This window comes from Streptococcus ovuberis, from assembly GCF_012396585.1.
Taxonomy (GTDB): domain Bacteria; phylum Bacillota; class Bacilli; order Lactobacillales; family Streptococcaceae; genus Streptococcus; species Streptococcus ovuberis.
The window spans coordinates 68,191-84,052 of record NZ_JAAXPR010000008.1 but is presented as its reverse complement, the minus strand read 5'-3'; the positions used below and the strand labels follow the sequence as shown (position 1 = coordinate 84,052).

Sequence of the window (15,862 nt, the reverse complement as noted above, 5' to 3'; positions counted from 1 at the left end):
CATATGATTCTTTCTAATGAGTGGTTTGATTGCTTTTCATTATAGGTCATATGGGGCTTTTTTCATACTCAAAAAGGCTCCATAATCTCCGAGGTGGATTTACCCACTACAGAAATTATAGAGCCTATTTTTTCAAATAAAAAAGCCTAACAGTCCAAAAGATTTGTGATATAATAAGGAATATGAGAATTGTATCAGGGAACTATGGAGGACGTCTGTTAAAGACTTTGGATGGCAAAACAACAAGGCCGACTTCTGATAAAGTGAGAGGTGCCATGTTCAACATGATTGGACCCTACTTTGATGGAGGAAGGGTGCTTGATCTTTATGCTGGTAGCGGTGGTTTGGCAATTGAGGCTGTATCGCGCGGTATCTCTCAGGCAGTTTTGGTTGAGAGGGATCGTAAAGCACAAGCTATTATCGAGGCCAACATTGCCATGACAAAGGAAACAGAGAAGTTTCAGCTTCTCAAGATGGAGGCCAATCAGGCCTTGCTAAATCTGGAAGGTTCGTTTGATTTGGTTTTTTTGGATCCTCCCTATGCCAAAGAAGAAATCGTAAAAACGATTGAACTCTTGGAGGAACGTCATCTCCTGACGGAAGACGTCATGGTCGTCTGTGAAACAGACAAGACGGTTGAGTTGCCTGAGGAGATTGTTGGTCTTGGTATCTGGAAGCAAAAGCAATACGGGATTTCCAAGGTAACCGTCTATATTCACTGATGGAGGTTCCATGCAGGTTTGGCTCGTTTATCTGTTGTTTTTAATAGTTCTGCTTGTTTTGATTTATCTGTTGTGGCGCCTCAATCGCTTGGAGGGGCTACTCAAGCATTATAAGTGCAAAAATCAAGAAGGTGTCGGTGCTTTATCTAGGACAAGAAATCCATTTTTCTTACTTCTGGCCTTGATTCAGTTGCTGTACACGCTACTGGATTGGAAGCAAAATGGTTTGGAGAGCACAGATGTTTACCGAGCCATCCTCTTGATTGGTCTACCTTTGTACCTTTATTTTACCCAAGACCGTGAGGATTAGAGAATGACTGTTTTAGATAATGTGACGCTTTTGTTTTTAGTGGTAGTCCTCTGTTATAGCTTTTATCTCATTCATGGACAGGTGACAGGGAAATTTCCTAAGCCTCGATTCAAATGGAGCAGTCTGCTTTTTTTGGTGATCGCTGGGGGTTATCTTGTAGATGGGGTAACTTCTGGTTTTAGCTGGAAGATAGTTGCTAGAATCGTTCTTAACGTTCTTTTTATGTATTTCATTTCAAGCAATCCGAAGGAAAGGAAATAAGCGGATGACCAGAAAAATAGGTCTTTTCACAGGCTCTTTTGATCCCGTGACTCTGGGGCACATGGATATTATTGAACGCGCCAGCCAGCTGTTTGACCAGCTTTTTGTCGGTGTTTTTTATAATCGCCATAAAAATGGCCTGGTTCCTATTGACCAGCGAGTAGAGTGGCTGGAGCAGTTGACAGAGCGCCTTGGGAATGTTGAAGTACTTGTTTCCACAGAGGAATTGGTCGTTGAGGTGGCAAGACGTCATCAAGTGACCCATCTGGTGCGTGGCCTGCGGGGAAGTCAGGATCTGGAGTATGAAGCGAGTTTTGATTTCTACAACCGTAACTTGGCGCCAGAGCTTGATACGGTCTACCTGCTTGCTAAGCCGGATTATAAGTATGTTAGTTCCAGTGGCGTAAGGGAGTTGTTGGCCTTTAAGGCGGATTTCTCTGCTTATGTCCCTGCCCTTGTTCAGAAAGAATTGGAGAGAAAAAGTGACCAGTAAACCCTTGACCAGTCGTCAAAAAGAGCGACGTATCATCATCAGTCTTGTTTTTTTGTTAATCGCCCTGTTTGCTACTTTTACCGTACCTTTGCCTTATTACATTGAAAGTCCTGGGGGAGCCGAGGATGTCCGCCATGTGTTAACAGTGGATGGGGAAGAAGATCAGGCAGAAGGGTCGTATAATTTTACCTATATCACGATGACACCAGCTACCTTGGCCAGTCTGGTCTATGCTTGGGTAACCCCATTTACAGATATTTACAGTGAGGCTGAAGTGACCGGTGGTGCCAGCAATGATGACTTTATGCGAATCAACAACTTCTATATGCAAAGTTCGCAGCACATGGCGGAGTATCAGGCCTTGACTCTGGCTGGCGAGGAGATTACTCTGGATTATTTGGGGGTATATGTCCTCCAGGTTATGGACCAGTCAACCTTCCAAGGGATTCTGCATATCGCAGATACGGTGACAGCTGTTAACGGGAAGACCTTCCAGTCGTCTACGGAGCTGATTGACTATGTCTCCAAGCAGGAATTGGATAGCACTGTTGAAGTGACCTTTGAATCCGATGGGCTGACCCGAACTGAAAAAGGCCAGATTATCAAGTTGGATAACGGCAAAAATGGAATAGGCATCGGCCTGACAGACCATACGGAGGTTTCCAGTTCCCATGATGTGGACTTTATGACAGCTGGTATCGGTGGACCATCTGCGGGGCTCATGTTTACCCTCAGCATCTACACCCAGCTAGCTGAGCCTGATTTGCGAGGCGGTCGCATGGTTGCAGGATCAGGAACCATTGAAAAGGACGGTCGGGTCGGTGATATTGGTGGCATTGATAAAAAGGTTGTTTCGGCGGCCAATAGCGGAGCAGAGATCTTTTTTGCACCGGATAATCCGATTGATAAGGAAATGTTGAAAGTTCGTCCTGACGCCAAAACCAACTATGAAGAAGCGTTAGCAGCAGCTAAAGCCATCAAGACAGACATGAAAATCGTTCCTGTTAAGACTGTTCAGGATGCCATTAATTACCTTAAAAACCATTAATTTACCAAAGATCAACTGATGTAAAAAGGGACAGAGTCATTGGGGAACCAAGGGTGATCTGTCCTTTTGTCTATTTAGATTAAAGTGTCTGACAATTCACCGAAAACAAAAGCTGTGCTCCTCATGAGCTGAAAATGTAGTATAATAAGAATTGAAAGACAGAAAGGGATATTATGAAGAAAGACATCACTCCGGAAATGTATAATTACAATAAGTTTCCAGGGCCAACATTTGAGAGAACCTTTGACCGTATTCAGGCCGAAGGCATTGATTTGCGGATAGTTGACAATTACAAGGAAGCTTTTGATCTGACAGCTTTTGAGCAACGCTTTACGACCTTTATGCTCAAGTTTGATTACATTGTCGGTGATTGGGGCAATGAACAGTTACGCCTTAAAGGCTTTTACAAGGATGATAGGACCAATAAACTTGACTTGAAAATTAGCCGTCTAGAAGATTATCTTTTGGAATATTGCAATTATGGTTGTGCTTATTTTGTACTGGAAAATCCAACTCCGCAGGAGCCGTTAAAGGAAGACGAGCAAGATCTAAAAATCAATCGTCGTCGTCGCAAGTCACGCTCAAATCGCCAAAATCAGTCTGTATCATCACGCACTGAGGAGCAATCTTATCAGGTTTCTGGCAAGTATCAGGCTAACCAACTAGCATCAGGAAACGTTAAGAAATCGAGGCGTCGGACCAACCAGACTAAGACGGAAAAGCGTAGTTTTGAGATTAAAAGAGAAAAAACCAGTTCAGAGAAGAAACCCGTCAAAAAGAACACCCCATCTACCAAACGTGAGTTTGTCATTCGTCAGAAATAAGAATGGCTCTCGAGACATAGAAAAACAATACTTTTTAGCGACATTATGCCCTAGTGCAGTCCTTGCTTTCCCGTCCAACGCGATATGTTTTAGCATTAGCTAAACATATGGGTAAATCAGCGATAAAGAACGGCTAAGCAGTGGAGATGGATAGGTGATAAAGGAATAAAATGGTTGCAGTTTAAAGCACGTGCCAGGGTGGTAGCTTGGCAAGGCGGCTATCTTTAGGGATTGAGAAGCAACTCAACACTCATCCGCTGCTATCATCGCTGTTTAGATTCTTAATCAACAGCAGAGCAAGGTCAAATTCATTGGGAGTATTGCCTGTCCGTTTGACCTCCTAAGAGCTAAAAGAGAATTAAATTAAAAGAAGGAAATTATGGAAATGAAACCATCTATTTATGGCTTGACTCGTCAGCAATTGTTGGACTGGGTCTTGGAACAAGGAGAACAGAAGTTTCGGGCAGACCAGATTTGGGATTGGCTCTATACCAAGCGGGTACAGCGTTTTGAGGAGATGTCTAATTTATCCAAGGCCTTGCTCGAACGCTTAGAAGACGCCTTTATACTCAATCCTTTAAAACAACGCATTGTTCAAGAATCAGCAGATGGGACAGTCAAGTATTTATTTGAGTTACCAGACGGTATGCTGATTGAGACGGTGTTGATGCGCCAACATTATGGCCTATCTGTCTGTGTCACTACCCAAGTTGGTTGCAATATTGGCTGTACGTTTTGTGCTTCAGGCTTGATTAAAAAGCAACGAGATTTGAATGCAGGTGAAATTGTGTCTCAGATCATGCTGGTCCAAAAATACTTTGATGACCGTGGGTTGGGAGAACGGGTTAGTCACGTGGTTGTCATGGGGATTGGTGAACCGTTTGACAATTATAAGAATGTCTTAAATTTTCTCAGGACGGTTAATGATGATAAGGGATTGGCTATCGGGGCCAGACATATTACTGTCTCAACCTCTGGATTGGCACATAAAATCAAGGAATTTGCTAATGAAGGCATCCAGGTCAATCTGGCCGTTTCCCTACATGCTCCGAACAATGACCTGCGTAGCTCTATCATGAAAATCAATAGAGCCTTTCCACTCGAAAAACTCTTTGAGGCGATTGATTACTATATTAAAACGACCAATCGTCGTGTGACCTTTGAGTATATCATGCTAAATCAAGTCAATGATGGTATTGAGCAGGCCGAAGAATTGGCTGCGCTGTTAAAGAATATCAAAAAACTTAGCTACGTCAATCTGATTCCATACAACCCAGTTACCGAGCATGACCAATATAGCCGTAGTCCTAGAGAGCGTGTGATGGCCTTCTACGATACCCTCAAGAAAAATGGCATCAATTGTGTCATCCGTCAGGAACACGGAACGGATATTGATGCAGCCTGTGGACAGTTGAGGTCCAACACCATGAAGAAGGATGCTGCTAAAGCAGCAGTGGCTCAAGCCTAATGTGGGCCAACGGATCTACCAAGCTCTTTGACAAGCATTTAGAGCCGACCCCGCTAGGGCGAAGACTCTTTTACCTATTGGCAGTAGCCTATATTTTGGTGTTGATAGCCATGTGTTTTACGCCTCAACAGCTCATGCCCCAGTACAAGGATGTCATGACGCCAGGTATCATACAAGTCGGCCGTGTCTATCTTCTTTTAATTCCTTTAAATAGCTTTGTCAATGCAGGACAGATTGATACTTGGAGCAACTTTTTCCTCATTTTACTGCAAAATATCGCCAATGTCTTACTTTTGATCCCCTTAGTCTTTTGTTGTTTGGTTCTTTTTCCAAAATGGCGGAGCCTTAAGAAGGCCTTGCTCTACAGTTTTTTCATCAGTTTGGGGATCGAGATGACTCAGATCATCTTAGATGTGACCATTGATGCGGGTAGGGTTTTTGAAATTGATGATCTTTGGACCAACAGTTTGGGAGGAGGAATCGCTTATTGCATCTACTCTACCATCTGCAAGGCGATCTTCAAAAAGGAAAGGAGTTGACATGAAACGATCAAAAAGGTTAATAAGTTCAACTCTCGCTCTGTATCTCTTGGTACTCATATGGTTGATACTGTTTAAATTGGCCTTAGGCCCATATGAATTACCCCGGATGCGGTCGCTCAACCTGATTCCTTTTGCGCAGTCCCAAAACTGGGATGGTAGCTTACACATCAAGGAAATTGTGGCCAATGTTTTGGTCTTTCTCCCATTTGGCTTGCTGGTTAAAAGGCATCAATCAGACTGGTCAGTGAGGTGGATTGTAGGACTGGGACTTGGTTTAAGTTTCTTGTTAGAAAGTTTGCAGTACCTTTTGGCAACGGGGGCCAGTGATCTGACGGATGTCTTGACTAATGGCTTTGGCGTTTTGATGGGTGTCGGTCTCTATGGAGTATTGACTTGGCTTTTGCCTCCTAAATACCTCTGGTTAATTGAGGGACTCGTGCTTGTAGGATGTCTGCTGGCTGTATTCCTTGTCATCTACTTAAAGTCTCAAGGAAACTGGATTTGGCACTATCTCTAGATAAAACTAGAAACCTCAGCAGTGTGTTTGATAAACCAATTGCTGAGGTTTTTGCGATTTAGAATCTCAGGACTAAGATGATAAAAAAGGCCGTGGTTAAAAAAGGAATGAAAGGAATACTGCTTCGAGTCTGCCGAAAGATGCAGTAGCTCATTCCTGCTAAGCTAGCCATTTGAAGAAGCCAGAGAAAGGCTTGAAGGGGAAGGACAAGGCTGAGGCTAGCCATAAATAGGAAGTCCCCTGATCCCATAGGGATTTTTCCGAGCTGAGCGAGACCAGCTAGGAGGATGCAAACAGCCGTTGTAATAGTCCATGGCAGCAAGAGGCTACTCAGACTAAAGGAGATGAGCCAAATCATCAAGGGGTAGGTCTGGGTTTTACAGTCGTAAATCGCTAGAACAAGGCCGGTGTAAGCTACTAAAACTTGTCCGATAGACAAGAACCCCTGGCTAGTAAAGAGGCAAAGCAGGCCACAGATTAGCTCGATTAGGCCGTACCAAGGGGTTACTTTGGTCTGGCAAAAACGACAACGAAACCGGTTAGCCAACTGGGAAAGGATAGGGATTAGATCCCGAAAAGCAAGCGGTTTCTTGCAATGGTTGCAGTGACTAGCAGGAAAAAGAATTGACGCCTCAGGGAAACGGTCAATGACTAGTCCAAAAAAGGAACCGAGACTTGCTCCTAAGGCAAAAAATAAGAAATCTTTCATACCTATTGATTCGAATTTATCTGAGGATATTTCTGAAATTTTGCAACTTTTCTCATCTCGATTTTAAACCTTTGCGAGGCTCCCTAGAAAGGGGTATAATAGAATTAATCAAAATTAAGAGGAGGAGACAATTGATGGAAAACACGAAAGAATTGTTAACGACAAAAGAGATTCTGAACCAGTCGGTTGCTGATCTTTCTAAGGCGCATAGTATCCTGCACCAAATTCACTGGTACATGCGTGGCCCAGGCTTCATGGTCTATCACCCTAAGATGGACGATTATATGGAAGAGTTGGATGGCTACCTTGATGAGTTAAGTGAGCGCTTGATTACCTTGGGTGGTGCTCCATTTTCAACTCTGAGGGAGTTTGACGAGCAGTCTAACTTGACAGAAGTCAAGGGGGACTACACACGCTCCATGACGGAGAATCTGGAACGTGTGGTTGAAGTGTTCCGCTATCTGGCAGATCATTTCCAAAAAGGGTTGGACATCACAGATCAAGAAGGCGACGATGTGACCAATGGCCTTTATGCGGCTGCTAAAGAATCAATTGAGAAGCACCTATGGATGCTACAAGCAGAACTAGGCCAAGCACCAAATGGATCAGTTTGATTGAAAGTGAGATTGACAGGAGGCTGGGACAAAAGTCCTAGTCTCTCCTTTTTTTATGGTTCACGAAGCAAGACGCAGTGGGTGAGATGACATTGGGCTGTCCAAGGTTGTCTCCTAGAAATTGAAAAGAGACAATACCGGCTTTGTCTGTTACCGCTGCAAAGTACCTCTACTCCCTAAGGCGCTGATGTGATCCGCTTTTACAGCCCTAACGTATGAGGGAAACCATCTTTCCCCAATCTCCAACCTCAAGCAGTCACATCCCTGACTGTTGCTCGCTTTCTCGTTTCTAGGCTCACATCTACAACAGTCACTCCCTTGACTGTTGCTCGCTTTCTCGTTTCTAGGCTCACATCTACAACAGTCACTCCCCTGACTGTTGTAGCCATGTACAGGTGGTTAAAAAGGTCTGGGGGATCTTTTTAATCGGGAAATGAAACTGGCGAAGCAAGTGTCAAAAACGGTCTGGTGGACTGTTTCAGCCCGAACCTCAAAATTAGGGAGATAAGGGGAATCGAACGCTAACGAATTATCAATGGCGTCTTATTCTCTTTTCGACCGTTTATCTATGCTTTGAAGAGAGCATTGTTGCGTTTTCTTTACTGGTCGGAAAAAGGCATGCTAAAGAACGTAAGTGGCAAAGAATAGCTCGCAATGCCAAAAAGAATCCTTTTCACACTGATGTGGGCCTAGTTTGGCTATATTAGGAGTTGTAGTCGGTCTATCTTTGCAAATGCATTTCCTACTGGGGTTATCATGTTTTGTTTTTGTCCGACAGTCAGACGCTTTCAAAAGGGCTATTGGCTATAAGGCATCTAGGTGTTTCATTTTAGGCTATAGAACTGTAAGTCTGGTCCTTAATCCGCCTTTTATTTGACAGCCATTGAACACTGTCATGCTGGTATGGTGAGAAATCGTTTGTCCATTAGCCTAGATAGCTTTTCGGAAAGAGGTTAGCAGGGGCGATTTCTAAAAGGGGGCTCTCTTTGCTTTGTTTAAATGCTGCCTCTGTGCTTTTGACAGTTATGTTCATCAATGAAGTGCCCTATTTCTATTGCTTTGCTTGGCATGCTCCAGATTCTTCCGACTGTGGATTGGTAGCCTAGCCAGAGGTAAGAAAGCTTAGCTAAAAGAGGAAAAGAAGAATCCTTTTTGCTGACCAAAGATCTGGAGGTGCTTGCTTGAAAATCACGCCTTATTTTGGTAGAATACAAGTATGAAGACCTATTATGATGTCCAACAACTGCTCAAGCGTTTTGGGATCTTGATTTATATGGGAAAGCGTCTCTATGATTTGGAGATGAGTCAGTTAGAACTGAAAAAAGTTTATGAGAATGGCCTTATCTCAGAGCAGGAATACCTTCAGGCAGAGCTGATCCTGCGGCTAGAGCACAGGCAGGAAATAGCCTATCGTAATAGAAAAAAGGAGAACCTCAGTGAATAGTTTTTGGATTTTAATCTTATCGTTAGCTCTGTTTGCAGCCTATATTGGCTACCGTTACTGGCGTTTGCGTCAGGCGGCGACCCTTCTTGAAAATGAAGATTTTGCTCAGATGATGCGCAGCGGGCAGTTGATTGACCTTAGGGAGGTAGGAGCTTTTCAGCGCAAGCATATTTTGGGTGCTCGAAATATCCCTTATTCTCAGTTGAAAAATAGCTTGAGCGCTTTGCGAAAAGATAAGCCTGTCCTGATTTATGAAAACCTTCGAGGCAGTGCAGTGACTAATGCCGCTTTTTTGCTTAAAAAGCATGGGTTTTCAGAAGTCTACATCCTCAGTTATGGTTTGGACAATTGGGATGGAAAAGTTAAAGAGAACAAGGTGTAATCACCCTAGGGGGCACCTAATTAGAAAATTTTTGGAGTGAGGCAAGATTGTGGTCTAAAGGAGGAGCGATTTTGTCCACTTTTTTTGTTTTCGGCAGTTGTTGAGCGATTTCCTGCTGAGCAGCACTGCCAAAATAGTGGTTAGTATTTCTAAAGGAGTGAAGCAGATGAGAAATGAAAAGCTGTGCTGGATTCAAACGAGAGAGCGTGAAAACATTTACAATGGATGGCTTTAGCAATTTACCAAAGTTTGTGCTATACTGATTAGTTGAAAGAATTTAAAAGTAAAAAGAGGACACATGACTAATTTAAGAACTGATATCCGTAACATTGCCATCATTGCCCACGTTGACCATGGGAAAACGACTTTAGTTGATGAGCTGCTTAAGCAGTCGCAGACCTTAGATGCGCGTGCAGAGTTGGCAGAGCGTGCTATGGATTCTAACGATATTGAAAAAGAACGTGGCATCACTATTTTAGCGAAAAACACAGCTGTTGCTTATAACGATGTTCGTATCAACATCATGGACACGCCGGGACACGCCGACTTTGGTGGTGAGGTTGAGCGGATCATGAAAATGGTTGATGGTGTTGTGCTTGTCGTGGATGCTTACGAGGGCACTATGCCACAGACTCGTTTTGTCTTGAAAAAAGCGCTTGAACAAGATTTGATTCCGATCGTGGTAGTCAACAAGATTGATAAACCATCAGCTCGTCCAGCAGAAGTCGTGGATGAGGTTCTAGAGCTCTTTATCGAATTAGGGGCAGATGATGATCAGTTAGATTTCCCTGTTGTTTATGCTTCAGCCATCAATGGGACAACGTCACTTTCTGATGATCCTGCTGATCAAGAAAAGACGATGAGCCATCTTTTTGATACGATCATCGACCATATTCCGGCACCAGTGGACAATTCGGACGAACCGCTTCAGTTCCAAGTGTCCCTTCTCGATTACAATGATTTTGTTGGCCGTATCGGTATTGGTCGTGTCTTTCGTGGGACAATCAAGGTCGGTGACCAAGTTACCTTATCAAAGCTTGATGGGACGACCAAAAACTTCCGCGTGACGAAACTCTTTGGTTTCTTTGGACTTGAACGTAAGGAGATTCAAGAAGCCAAGGCTGGTGATTTGATCGCTGTTTCTGGTATGGAAGATATCTTTGTAGGAGAAACAGTGACACCGACTGATGCAGTTGAGGCTCTGCCAGTCTTACGCATTGACGAACCAACCTTGCAAATGACTTTCTTGGTTAACAATTCACCATTTGCAGGTCGTGAAGGTAAATGGGTGACCTCACGGAAATTGGAAGAGCGCCTCTTAGCTGAGCTGCAAACAGACGTATCCCTGCGTGTTGAGAATACGGACTCTCCGGATAAGTGGATCGTGTCAGGGCGCGGCGAATTGCATTTGTCAATTTTGATTGAAACCATGCGTCGTGAAGGGTATGAACTTCAGGTCTCTCGTCCAGAAGTCATCGTCAAGGAGATTGACGGTGTTAAGTGTGAGCCATTTGAGCGAGTTCAAATCGATACACCAGAGGAGTACCAGGGAGCAGTGATTCAGTCCTTATCTGAACGTAAGGGGGATATGCTGGACATGCAGATGGTCGGTAACGGCCAAACCCGTTTGGTCTTCTTGGTGCCGGCACGCGGTTTGATTGGGTATTCGACAGAATTTTTATCAATGACACGTGGTTATGGCATTATGAACCATACCTTTGACCAATATTTGCCAGTTATCCCAGGAGAAATTGGTGGCCGTCATCGTGGAGCTTTGGTGTCTATTGATCAAGGGAAGGCGACGACTTACTCCATCATGCGGATTGAGGAACGTGGGACAATCTTTGTCAACCCGGGGACAGAAGTCTATGAAGGCATGATTATTGGAGAAAACTCCCGAGACAATGATTTGACCGTTAACATTACAACAGCTAAGGCAATGACCAACGTACGTTCAGCGACCAAGGACCAAACGGCAGTTATCAAGACGCCGCGTATCTTGACGCTTGAAGAATCGCTTGAATTCCTCAATGATGATGAGTACATGGAAGTCACACCTGAATCCATTCGCTTGCGCAAGCAAATCCTAGATAAGGCTGGACGCGACAAGGCCAACAAATATAAAAAATTGGCAGACTAAGTAAGACTATTGAGGGGGAGGGGTTATGTTTTATTTGATTTTGGCTATCTTGCTAATCTTGTTCTATGTATTTGCAGCCCCAAAAGCTATCAAAGGAACTCTAAATGTCATGCTCCTTGTTTTTGGCCTGGTCCTCTTGTTTGTGCTTGTTTTATTGGCGATAATCAGCCTGACTAAATCGTCAAAGGAATTCTGGGTTGGTAGCCTTTTGACCTTTTTAGGCCTTTGGGCCTTGGTAGATTTAGAACGGCTGTGATGGACGATGAGAAGGGAAAGGGTCTAGGAAAAGGGCTTCCTAACTCAAGAAAAAACAACAGTATTAACTAATATACTCCCATATAGTGGACAGCGAAAAAAAGATATTCACTGGAAACTATAAGGGGAGTTTTTGTATGCTAAAAACAAGATTTGATGGAATACTGTATCTATCAAATTATTGAATGAAGTAAGGATAAGAATCGTTTTTCAAAATGACATTAAACCAAAACCAAAAATAGATGATAGCATAGCAACAGGATCAATAAATTCACGGATGCTAATTTTAAAGAGTTAAACGCAGCTTTAAAAAACAAATTATGGGCATATCATCGTCGGCTTCAAGTCATTCTGCTGTGTTCGGAAGGGCCTATCCTTCCAAACACTTGGGGATTTGACTGGTTATGTGCCTCATACCGTCGAAAATGAGGTGGCTAACTATTTCAAATAACCTCTCTCTGCTATTATTAAAGAACCCCGTGGTGGCAGGCACCTTAGCCATTTAACGGCTGAATAAGAGTAGGCTTTTTTCAAGAAACTTTTAGACCGTTCACTGGATGCAGGCGAGATAGTAATCACAACGCTTCGCTTTGAGGCCATCAAGAAGAAATCGCATGTCACCCCATCTAGGCTCTCTTGAAGCGCCACGGTTGTGGTAAACTAACCCCACGTCCAGAACCTCCCAAGACAGCAGATGCTTAAACAATCGTTGCGTCTAAACGTAAAATCCTTATTCAAGAAGTAGAGGTTACTGATAGCTTCAAAAAATCCTTCAATCTTTACATTCCATATTGAAAGCAATTGCTAATCGCCTTTTCAAGTAAAACAAGGAAATGGCGCAATGCAAAAACAGAGATTTACAGTTATTGTGAATCTCTATTTTTGTGGGCGGAGAAAACGTTTAGCTCAGCATCTTTTAGACTCTTTCAAAATCAAAAATAGGAAGTATAGATGGTTTGTTTACTGGAACGTAGCCTGTCTATCCCTATCGCCACTACGTTTCCTAGCTCTATAGCGTGCTTCTCTAGTAGCCCTGTGGACGACTGAAGAGGGTTTTGGCTAATTGCGGCCTTTGGAAATCAAGCGATACTATTTTCTTTGAGAGTCAGTTGGTAATGTCCCTGATTTATCTATTTTTGAATTTTATTTAACGTTAGATGTCCGATAGAGAAAATAGCATACCAAATTCGAGTTTTTGAAGGGGATTGTCTATATTTTTTTTCGAGAGACTGGCTTATACTGAATATGTCAAGCGAAATAAGTTAGAAAGGAGTTACGAATGGGAACCTCACTTGTCTTCATGTTTTCAGTTTTTGTAGCTGGAATCTTGTCTTTCTTTTCTCCCTGTATCTTTCCGCTTTTGCCCGTCTATCTGGGGATTTTGCTGGATGAGAGCAAGGAGCGAACAGTTTCCTTCTTTGGTTTTTCTATTAACTGGTACAGCTTGCTCAAGACCTTAGCTTTTATGGCTGGTTTGTCTTCTGTTTTTCTGTTACTAGGTTTTGGTGCAGCCAGTCTGGGAAGTCTGTTCAACAGCCCAAATTTCAGAGTGGTCATGGGGCTGATCATTATTGTTCTTGGGCTCCACCAGATGGAATGGATTAACATTGCTAGCCTGCAAAAACAGAAACAGCTTCGCTTTAATTTCCAAACTAAAAATGGTTTCTTGTCAGCATTTTTCTTGGGCTTAACCTTTAGCTTTGGCTGGACCCCTTGTGTTGGCCCTGTGCTAGGCTCTGTTCTAGGATTGGCTGCTTCAGGCGGAGGCAGTTCGGTACAAGGGGGGCTTTTGCTTCTGGTTTATACACTGGGTTTGTCTTTGCCATTTCTACTCATCACTTTGTCAAGCTCTGCCCTTGTCAAACAGTTTAATAAACTAAAACCACACATGGTCACCATGAAAAAGGTCGGTGGGGCCTTGATTATCCTAATGGGAATTATCCTTGTTTTAGGAAAGGTCGATGCCATTACTGCATTTTTCGAAACAATTTTTAACTAACTATTTTACATAAAGGAGTACATATATCATGAAAAAATTACAAACAGTCGCTATCTTACTTGCTTGCGGTGCTTTCTTAGCAGCTTGCTCAACCCAGCCTAAATCTGATAATAAAAAGACAGACGAGTCCTCTATGATGGAGAAACAGGACAAGATGTCCGACGACAAAATGAAAAACGACAACATGTCAGATGATAACATGAAAGACGACAAGATGTCTGATGACAAGATGTCTGATGACAAAATGTCCGATGACAACATGAAAGATGATAAGATGTCAGACGACAAGATGTCTGATGACAACATGAAAGATGATAAGATGTCAGACGATAAGATGTCAGACGATAAAATGTCCGATGACAAGATGGAAGACGACAAGATGTCAGATGGAGAAAAGAATTAAGGGAGGACGTTTATGAAAAAACTCCAACTACTGACAATCGCTTTAGCTTGTACAGGCTTGTTAGCAGCCTGCTCTACGCAAACAAAAACAGATGATCAAAAGGCAGAAACAGCTAAAATGGCAGACAAACAAGATAATCAACAGATGAATGATGGCAAAGAAGCGTCCGATTCTAGTTTGATGGGTGTGGATGGAAAAACCTATACCTTGTCTGATTTTAAGGGGAAAAAAGTCTATCTCAAGTTTTGGGCTTCGTGGTGCCCTATCTGCTTAGCTGGATTAGAAGAAGTCGATGGCTTAGCTAAGGATGCACCGGCAGACACGGTCATTCTCTCAGTTGTTTCTCCTAATAAAAAAGGCGAACAATCAGAAGAAGAGTTTAAGAAATGGTACAAAGAACTTGGGCACAAGAACTTGCCAGTCCTCTTAGATCCGAGTGGAAAACTGATGGAAGAATACGGTGTTCGTGTTTATCCGACCTCGGCGTTCATTGGGAGCGATGGTGTTGTTGCAAAGGTGATGCCTGGTCATATGGAGAAAGCAGATATTGTTCAAACGCTTGAAACGATTAAATAATAAAGAAATGGAGGTCAGTGTATGCAACCTCAACTGAAATCATTTTTAGTAGGAGTGACTATTTTAGGGCTCATTGTCTTATCGGCTTTTATCTTTCTGAAGATGGGGTCAAAGACCGATAGTGAGAAGATGAGTACAGCTCCAACTGTCAAGCAAACAAGTACAGAACGTCAATTAAAGGATAAGTCTAAGGTGGCCCCTGAAAATCTAAAGGAAATTTATCTGGCAGGAGGGTGCTTTTGGGGAGTGGAAGCCTACTTTGAACGGGTAGATGGAGTGGTAGATGTCACGGTTGGCTATGCTAATGGTAAGAGTGATACCACCAACTACAAGTTAATTGGTCAGACAGGGCATGCAGAGACTGTTCACATTCAGTACGACAAGAGTGAAATCACTTTGCGTGACTTGCTCCTGCATTACTTCCGTATCATTGATCCAACAAGCAAAAACAAGCAAGGCAATGATGTCGGAAGTCAATATCGAACAGGTATCTACTATACAGATAAAGAGGATGAGCCGATCATCAAACAAGCCTTAGACGAACTAAGTCAGAAATTTGACAAGCCTATCGTGGTTGAGAATGTACCACTTGATCACTATGTCTTAGCAGAAGACTATCATCAAGATTACCTCAAGAAAAATCCAAATGGCTACTGTCATATCAATGTCAATGATGCGGTTTACCCTGTCATCGATGAAAGTAAATATAAAAAACCAAGTGATGAAGAAATTAAGAAAAAATTAACCAAGGAAGAATACGACGTCACCCAAAACAATGCTACAGAGAAAGCCTTCTCCAATCGTTATTGGGATCAGTTTGAGGATGGCATCTATGTGGATATTGTCACAGGAGAGCCTCTCTTTTCTTCCAAGGATAAGTTTGAATCAGGCTGTGGTTGGCCAAGTTTCTCTCGTCCGATAAGCCCAGATGTAGCTCGTTATAAGGAAGATACAAGTTACAATATGACACGGACGGAAGTACGGAGTCGCGTTGGGGATTCCCATCTAGGGCATGTCTTTACAGATGGACCAGAAGATAAGGGAGGTCTTCGCTACTGTATCAATAGCTTATCCATTAAATTCATCCCGAAAGCAGAAATGGAAGCCAAAGGATATGGGTATCTTCTAGCCTACGTTTAGGCTTTCTGCTATAAT

18 protein-coding genes are annotated in these 15,862 nt (G+C 43.0%); 17 read left to right on the top strand and 1 reads right to left on the bottom strand.

Annotated features, from left to right (window positions below; translation table 11 throughout):
* Nucleotides 1-182 precede the first annotated feature (182 nt).
* From rsmD to HF992_RS05915, 8 genes are all read left to right on the top strand, one after another.
* Nucleotides 183-722 (top strand): 16S rRNA (guanine(966)-N(2))-methyltransferase RsmD, encoded by a 540-nt coding sequence (rsmD, locus tag HF992_RS05950; RefSeq protein ID WP_168549143.1) that lies wholly within the window; start codon nt 183-185, stop codon nt 720-722.
* 10 nt (nt 723-732) lie between these two features.
* Nucleotides 733-1,032 (top strand): hypothetical protein, encoded by a 300-nt coding sequence (locus tag HF992_RS05945; RefSeq protein WP_168549142.1) that lies wholly within the window; start codon nt 733-735, stop codon nt 1,030-1,032.
* Nucleotides 1,033-1,297: 265 nt separating this feature from the next.
* Nucleotides 1,298-1,786: a pantetheine-phosphate adenylyltransferase gene (gene coaD / locus HF992_RS11990; protein ID WP_168549141.1), complete on the top strand. Its 489-nt coding sequence runs from the start codon at nt 1,298-1,300 to the stop codon at nt 1,784-1,786.
* The gene (locus HF992_RS05935) at nt 1,776-2,834 is read left to right on the top strand and encodes a SepM family pheromone-processing serine protease (protein ID WP_343032955.1); all 1,059 of its coding nucleotides are present in this window, start codon (nt 1,776-1,778) and stop codon (nt 2,832-2,834) included. The genes coaD and HF992_RS05935 overlap by 11 nt, the downstream gene beginning before the upstream one ends.
* Nucleotides 2,835-3,007: 173 nt before the next feature.
* Nucleotides 3,008-3,658, top strand: coding sequence for a YutD family protein (locus HF992_RS05930; RefSeq protein WP_168549139.1), 651 nt, complete (start codon nt 3,008-3,010; stop codon nt 3,656-3,658).
* A 385-nt stretch (nt 3,659-4,043) separates the two neighbouring features.
* Entirely contained in the window at nt 4,044-5,126 is a 1,083-nt protein-coding gene (gene rlmN, locus HF992_RS05925) for a dual-specificity RNA methyltransferase RlmN (protein WP_168549147.1), read from the top strand.
* The gene (locus tag HF992_RS05920) at nt 5,126-5,665 is read left to right on the top strand and encodes a VanZ family protein (protein WP_168549138.1); all 540 of its coding nucleotides are present in this window, start codon (nt 5,126-5,128) and stop codon (nt 5,663-5,665) included. The genes rlmN and HF992_RS05920 overlap by 1 nt, the downstream gene beginning before the upstream one ends.
* A 1-nt stretch (nt 5,666) precedes the next feature.
* Entirely contained in the window at nt 5,667-6,185 is a 519-nt protein-coding gene (locus tag HF992_RS05915) for a VanZ family protein (RefSeq protein ID WP_168549137.1), read from the top strand.
* Nucleotides 6,186-6,243: 58 nt separating this feature from the next.
* On the opposite strand, the gene HF992_RS05910 is transcribed toward HF992_RS05915, so the two are convergent.
* On the bottom strand, nt 6,244-6,894 hold the full coding sequence (locus tag HF992_RS05910) for a prepilin peptidase (protein ID WP_168549136.1): 651 nt from the start codon (nt 6,892-6,894) through the stop codon (nt 6,244-6,246).
* Nucleotides 6,895-7,028: 134 nt separating this feature from the next.
* Here HF992_RS05910 and HF992_RS05905 point away from each other — a divergent pair, with 134 nt between their 5' ends.
* The 9 genes from HF992_RS05905 to msrB all read left to right on the top strand — a co-directional run bounded on the left by HF992_RS05905 (nt 7,029) and on the right by msrB (nt 15,847).
* The gene (locus HF992_RS05905; RefSeq protein ID WP_168549135.1) at nt 7,029-7,508 is read left to right on the top strand and encodes a Dps family protein; all 480 of its coding nucleotides are present in this window, start codon (nt 7,029-7,031) and stop codon (nt 7,506-7,508) included.
* A 1,216-nt stretch (nt 7,509-8,724) separates the two neighbouring features.
* The gene (locus HF992_RS05900) at nt 8,725-8,952 is read left to right on the top strand and encodes a YqgQ family protein (protein WP_168549134.1); all 228 of its coding nucleotides are present in this window, start codon (nt 8,725-8,727) and stop codon (nt 8,950-8,952) included.
* A complete protein-coding gene (locus HF992_RS05895; RefSeq protein WP_168549133.1) occupies nt 8,945-9,334 on the top strand; it encodes a rhodanese-like domain-containing protein in 390 nt (129 codons plus the stop codon). The genes HF992_RS05900 and HF992_RS05895 overlap by 8 nt, the downstream gene beginning before the upstream one ends.
* Nucleotides 9,335-9,632: 298 nt before the next feature.
* Nucleotides 9,633-11,474: a translational GTPase TypA gene (typA, locus tag HF992_RS05890; RefSeq protein WP_168549132.1), complete on the top strand. Its 1,842-nt coding sequence runs from the start codon at nt 9,633-9,635 to the stop codon at nt 11,472-11,474.
* A gap of 25 nt (nt 11,475-11,499) precedes the next feature.
* Nucleotides 11,500-11,730: a DUF3165 family protein gene (locus HF992_RS05885; RefSeq protein ID WP_168549131.1), complete on the top strand. Its 231-nt coding sequence runs from the start codon at nt 11,500-11,502 to the stop codon at nt 11,728-11,730.
* A 1,278-nt stretch (nt 11,731-13,008) separates the two neighbouring features.
* On the top strand, nt 13,009-13,728 hold the full coding sequence (gene ccdA2, locus HF992_RS05880) for a thiol-disulfide oxidoreductase-associated membrane protein CcdA2 (protein WP_168549130.1): 720 nt from the start codon (nt 13,009-13,011) through the stop codon (nt 13,726-13,728).
* Nucleotides 13,729-13,756: 28 nt separating this feature from the next.
* Complete coding sequence (locus HF992_RS05875) at nt 13,757-14,131, top strand: midas domain-containing protein (protein ID WP_168549129.1); 375 nt, start codon at nt 13,757-13,759, stop codon at nt 14,129-14,131.
* A 12-nt stretch (nt 14,132-14,143) separates the two neighbouring features.
* A complete protein-coding gene (locus tag HF992_RS05870) occupies nt 14,144-14,707 on the top strand; it encodes a redoxin family protein (RefSeq protein ID WP_168549128.1) in 564 nt (187 codons plus the stop codon).
* A 21-nt stretch (nt 14,708-14,728) separates the two neighbouring features.
* Nucleotides 14,729-15,847 carry a peptide-methionine (R)-S-oxide reductase MsrB gene (msrB, locus tag HF992_RS05865; protein ID WP_168549127.1) on the top strand — a complete coding sequence of 373 codons (1,119 nt, stop codon included), beginning with the start codon at nt 14,729-14,731 and terminating at the stop codon, nt 15,845-15,847.
* The last annotated feature ends 15 nt before the right edge of the window (nt 15,848-15,862 follow it).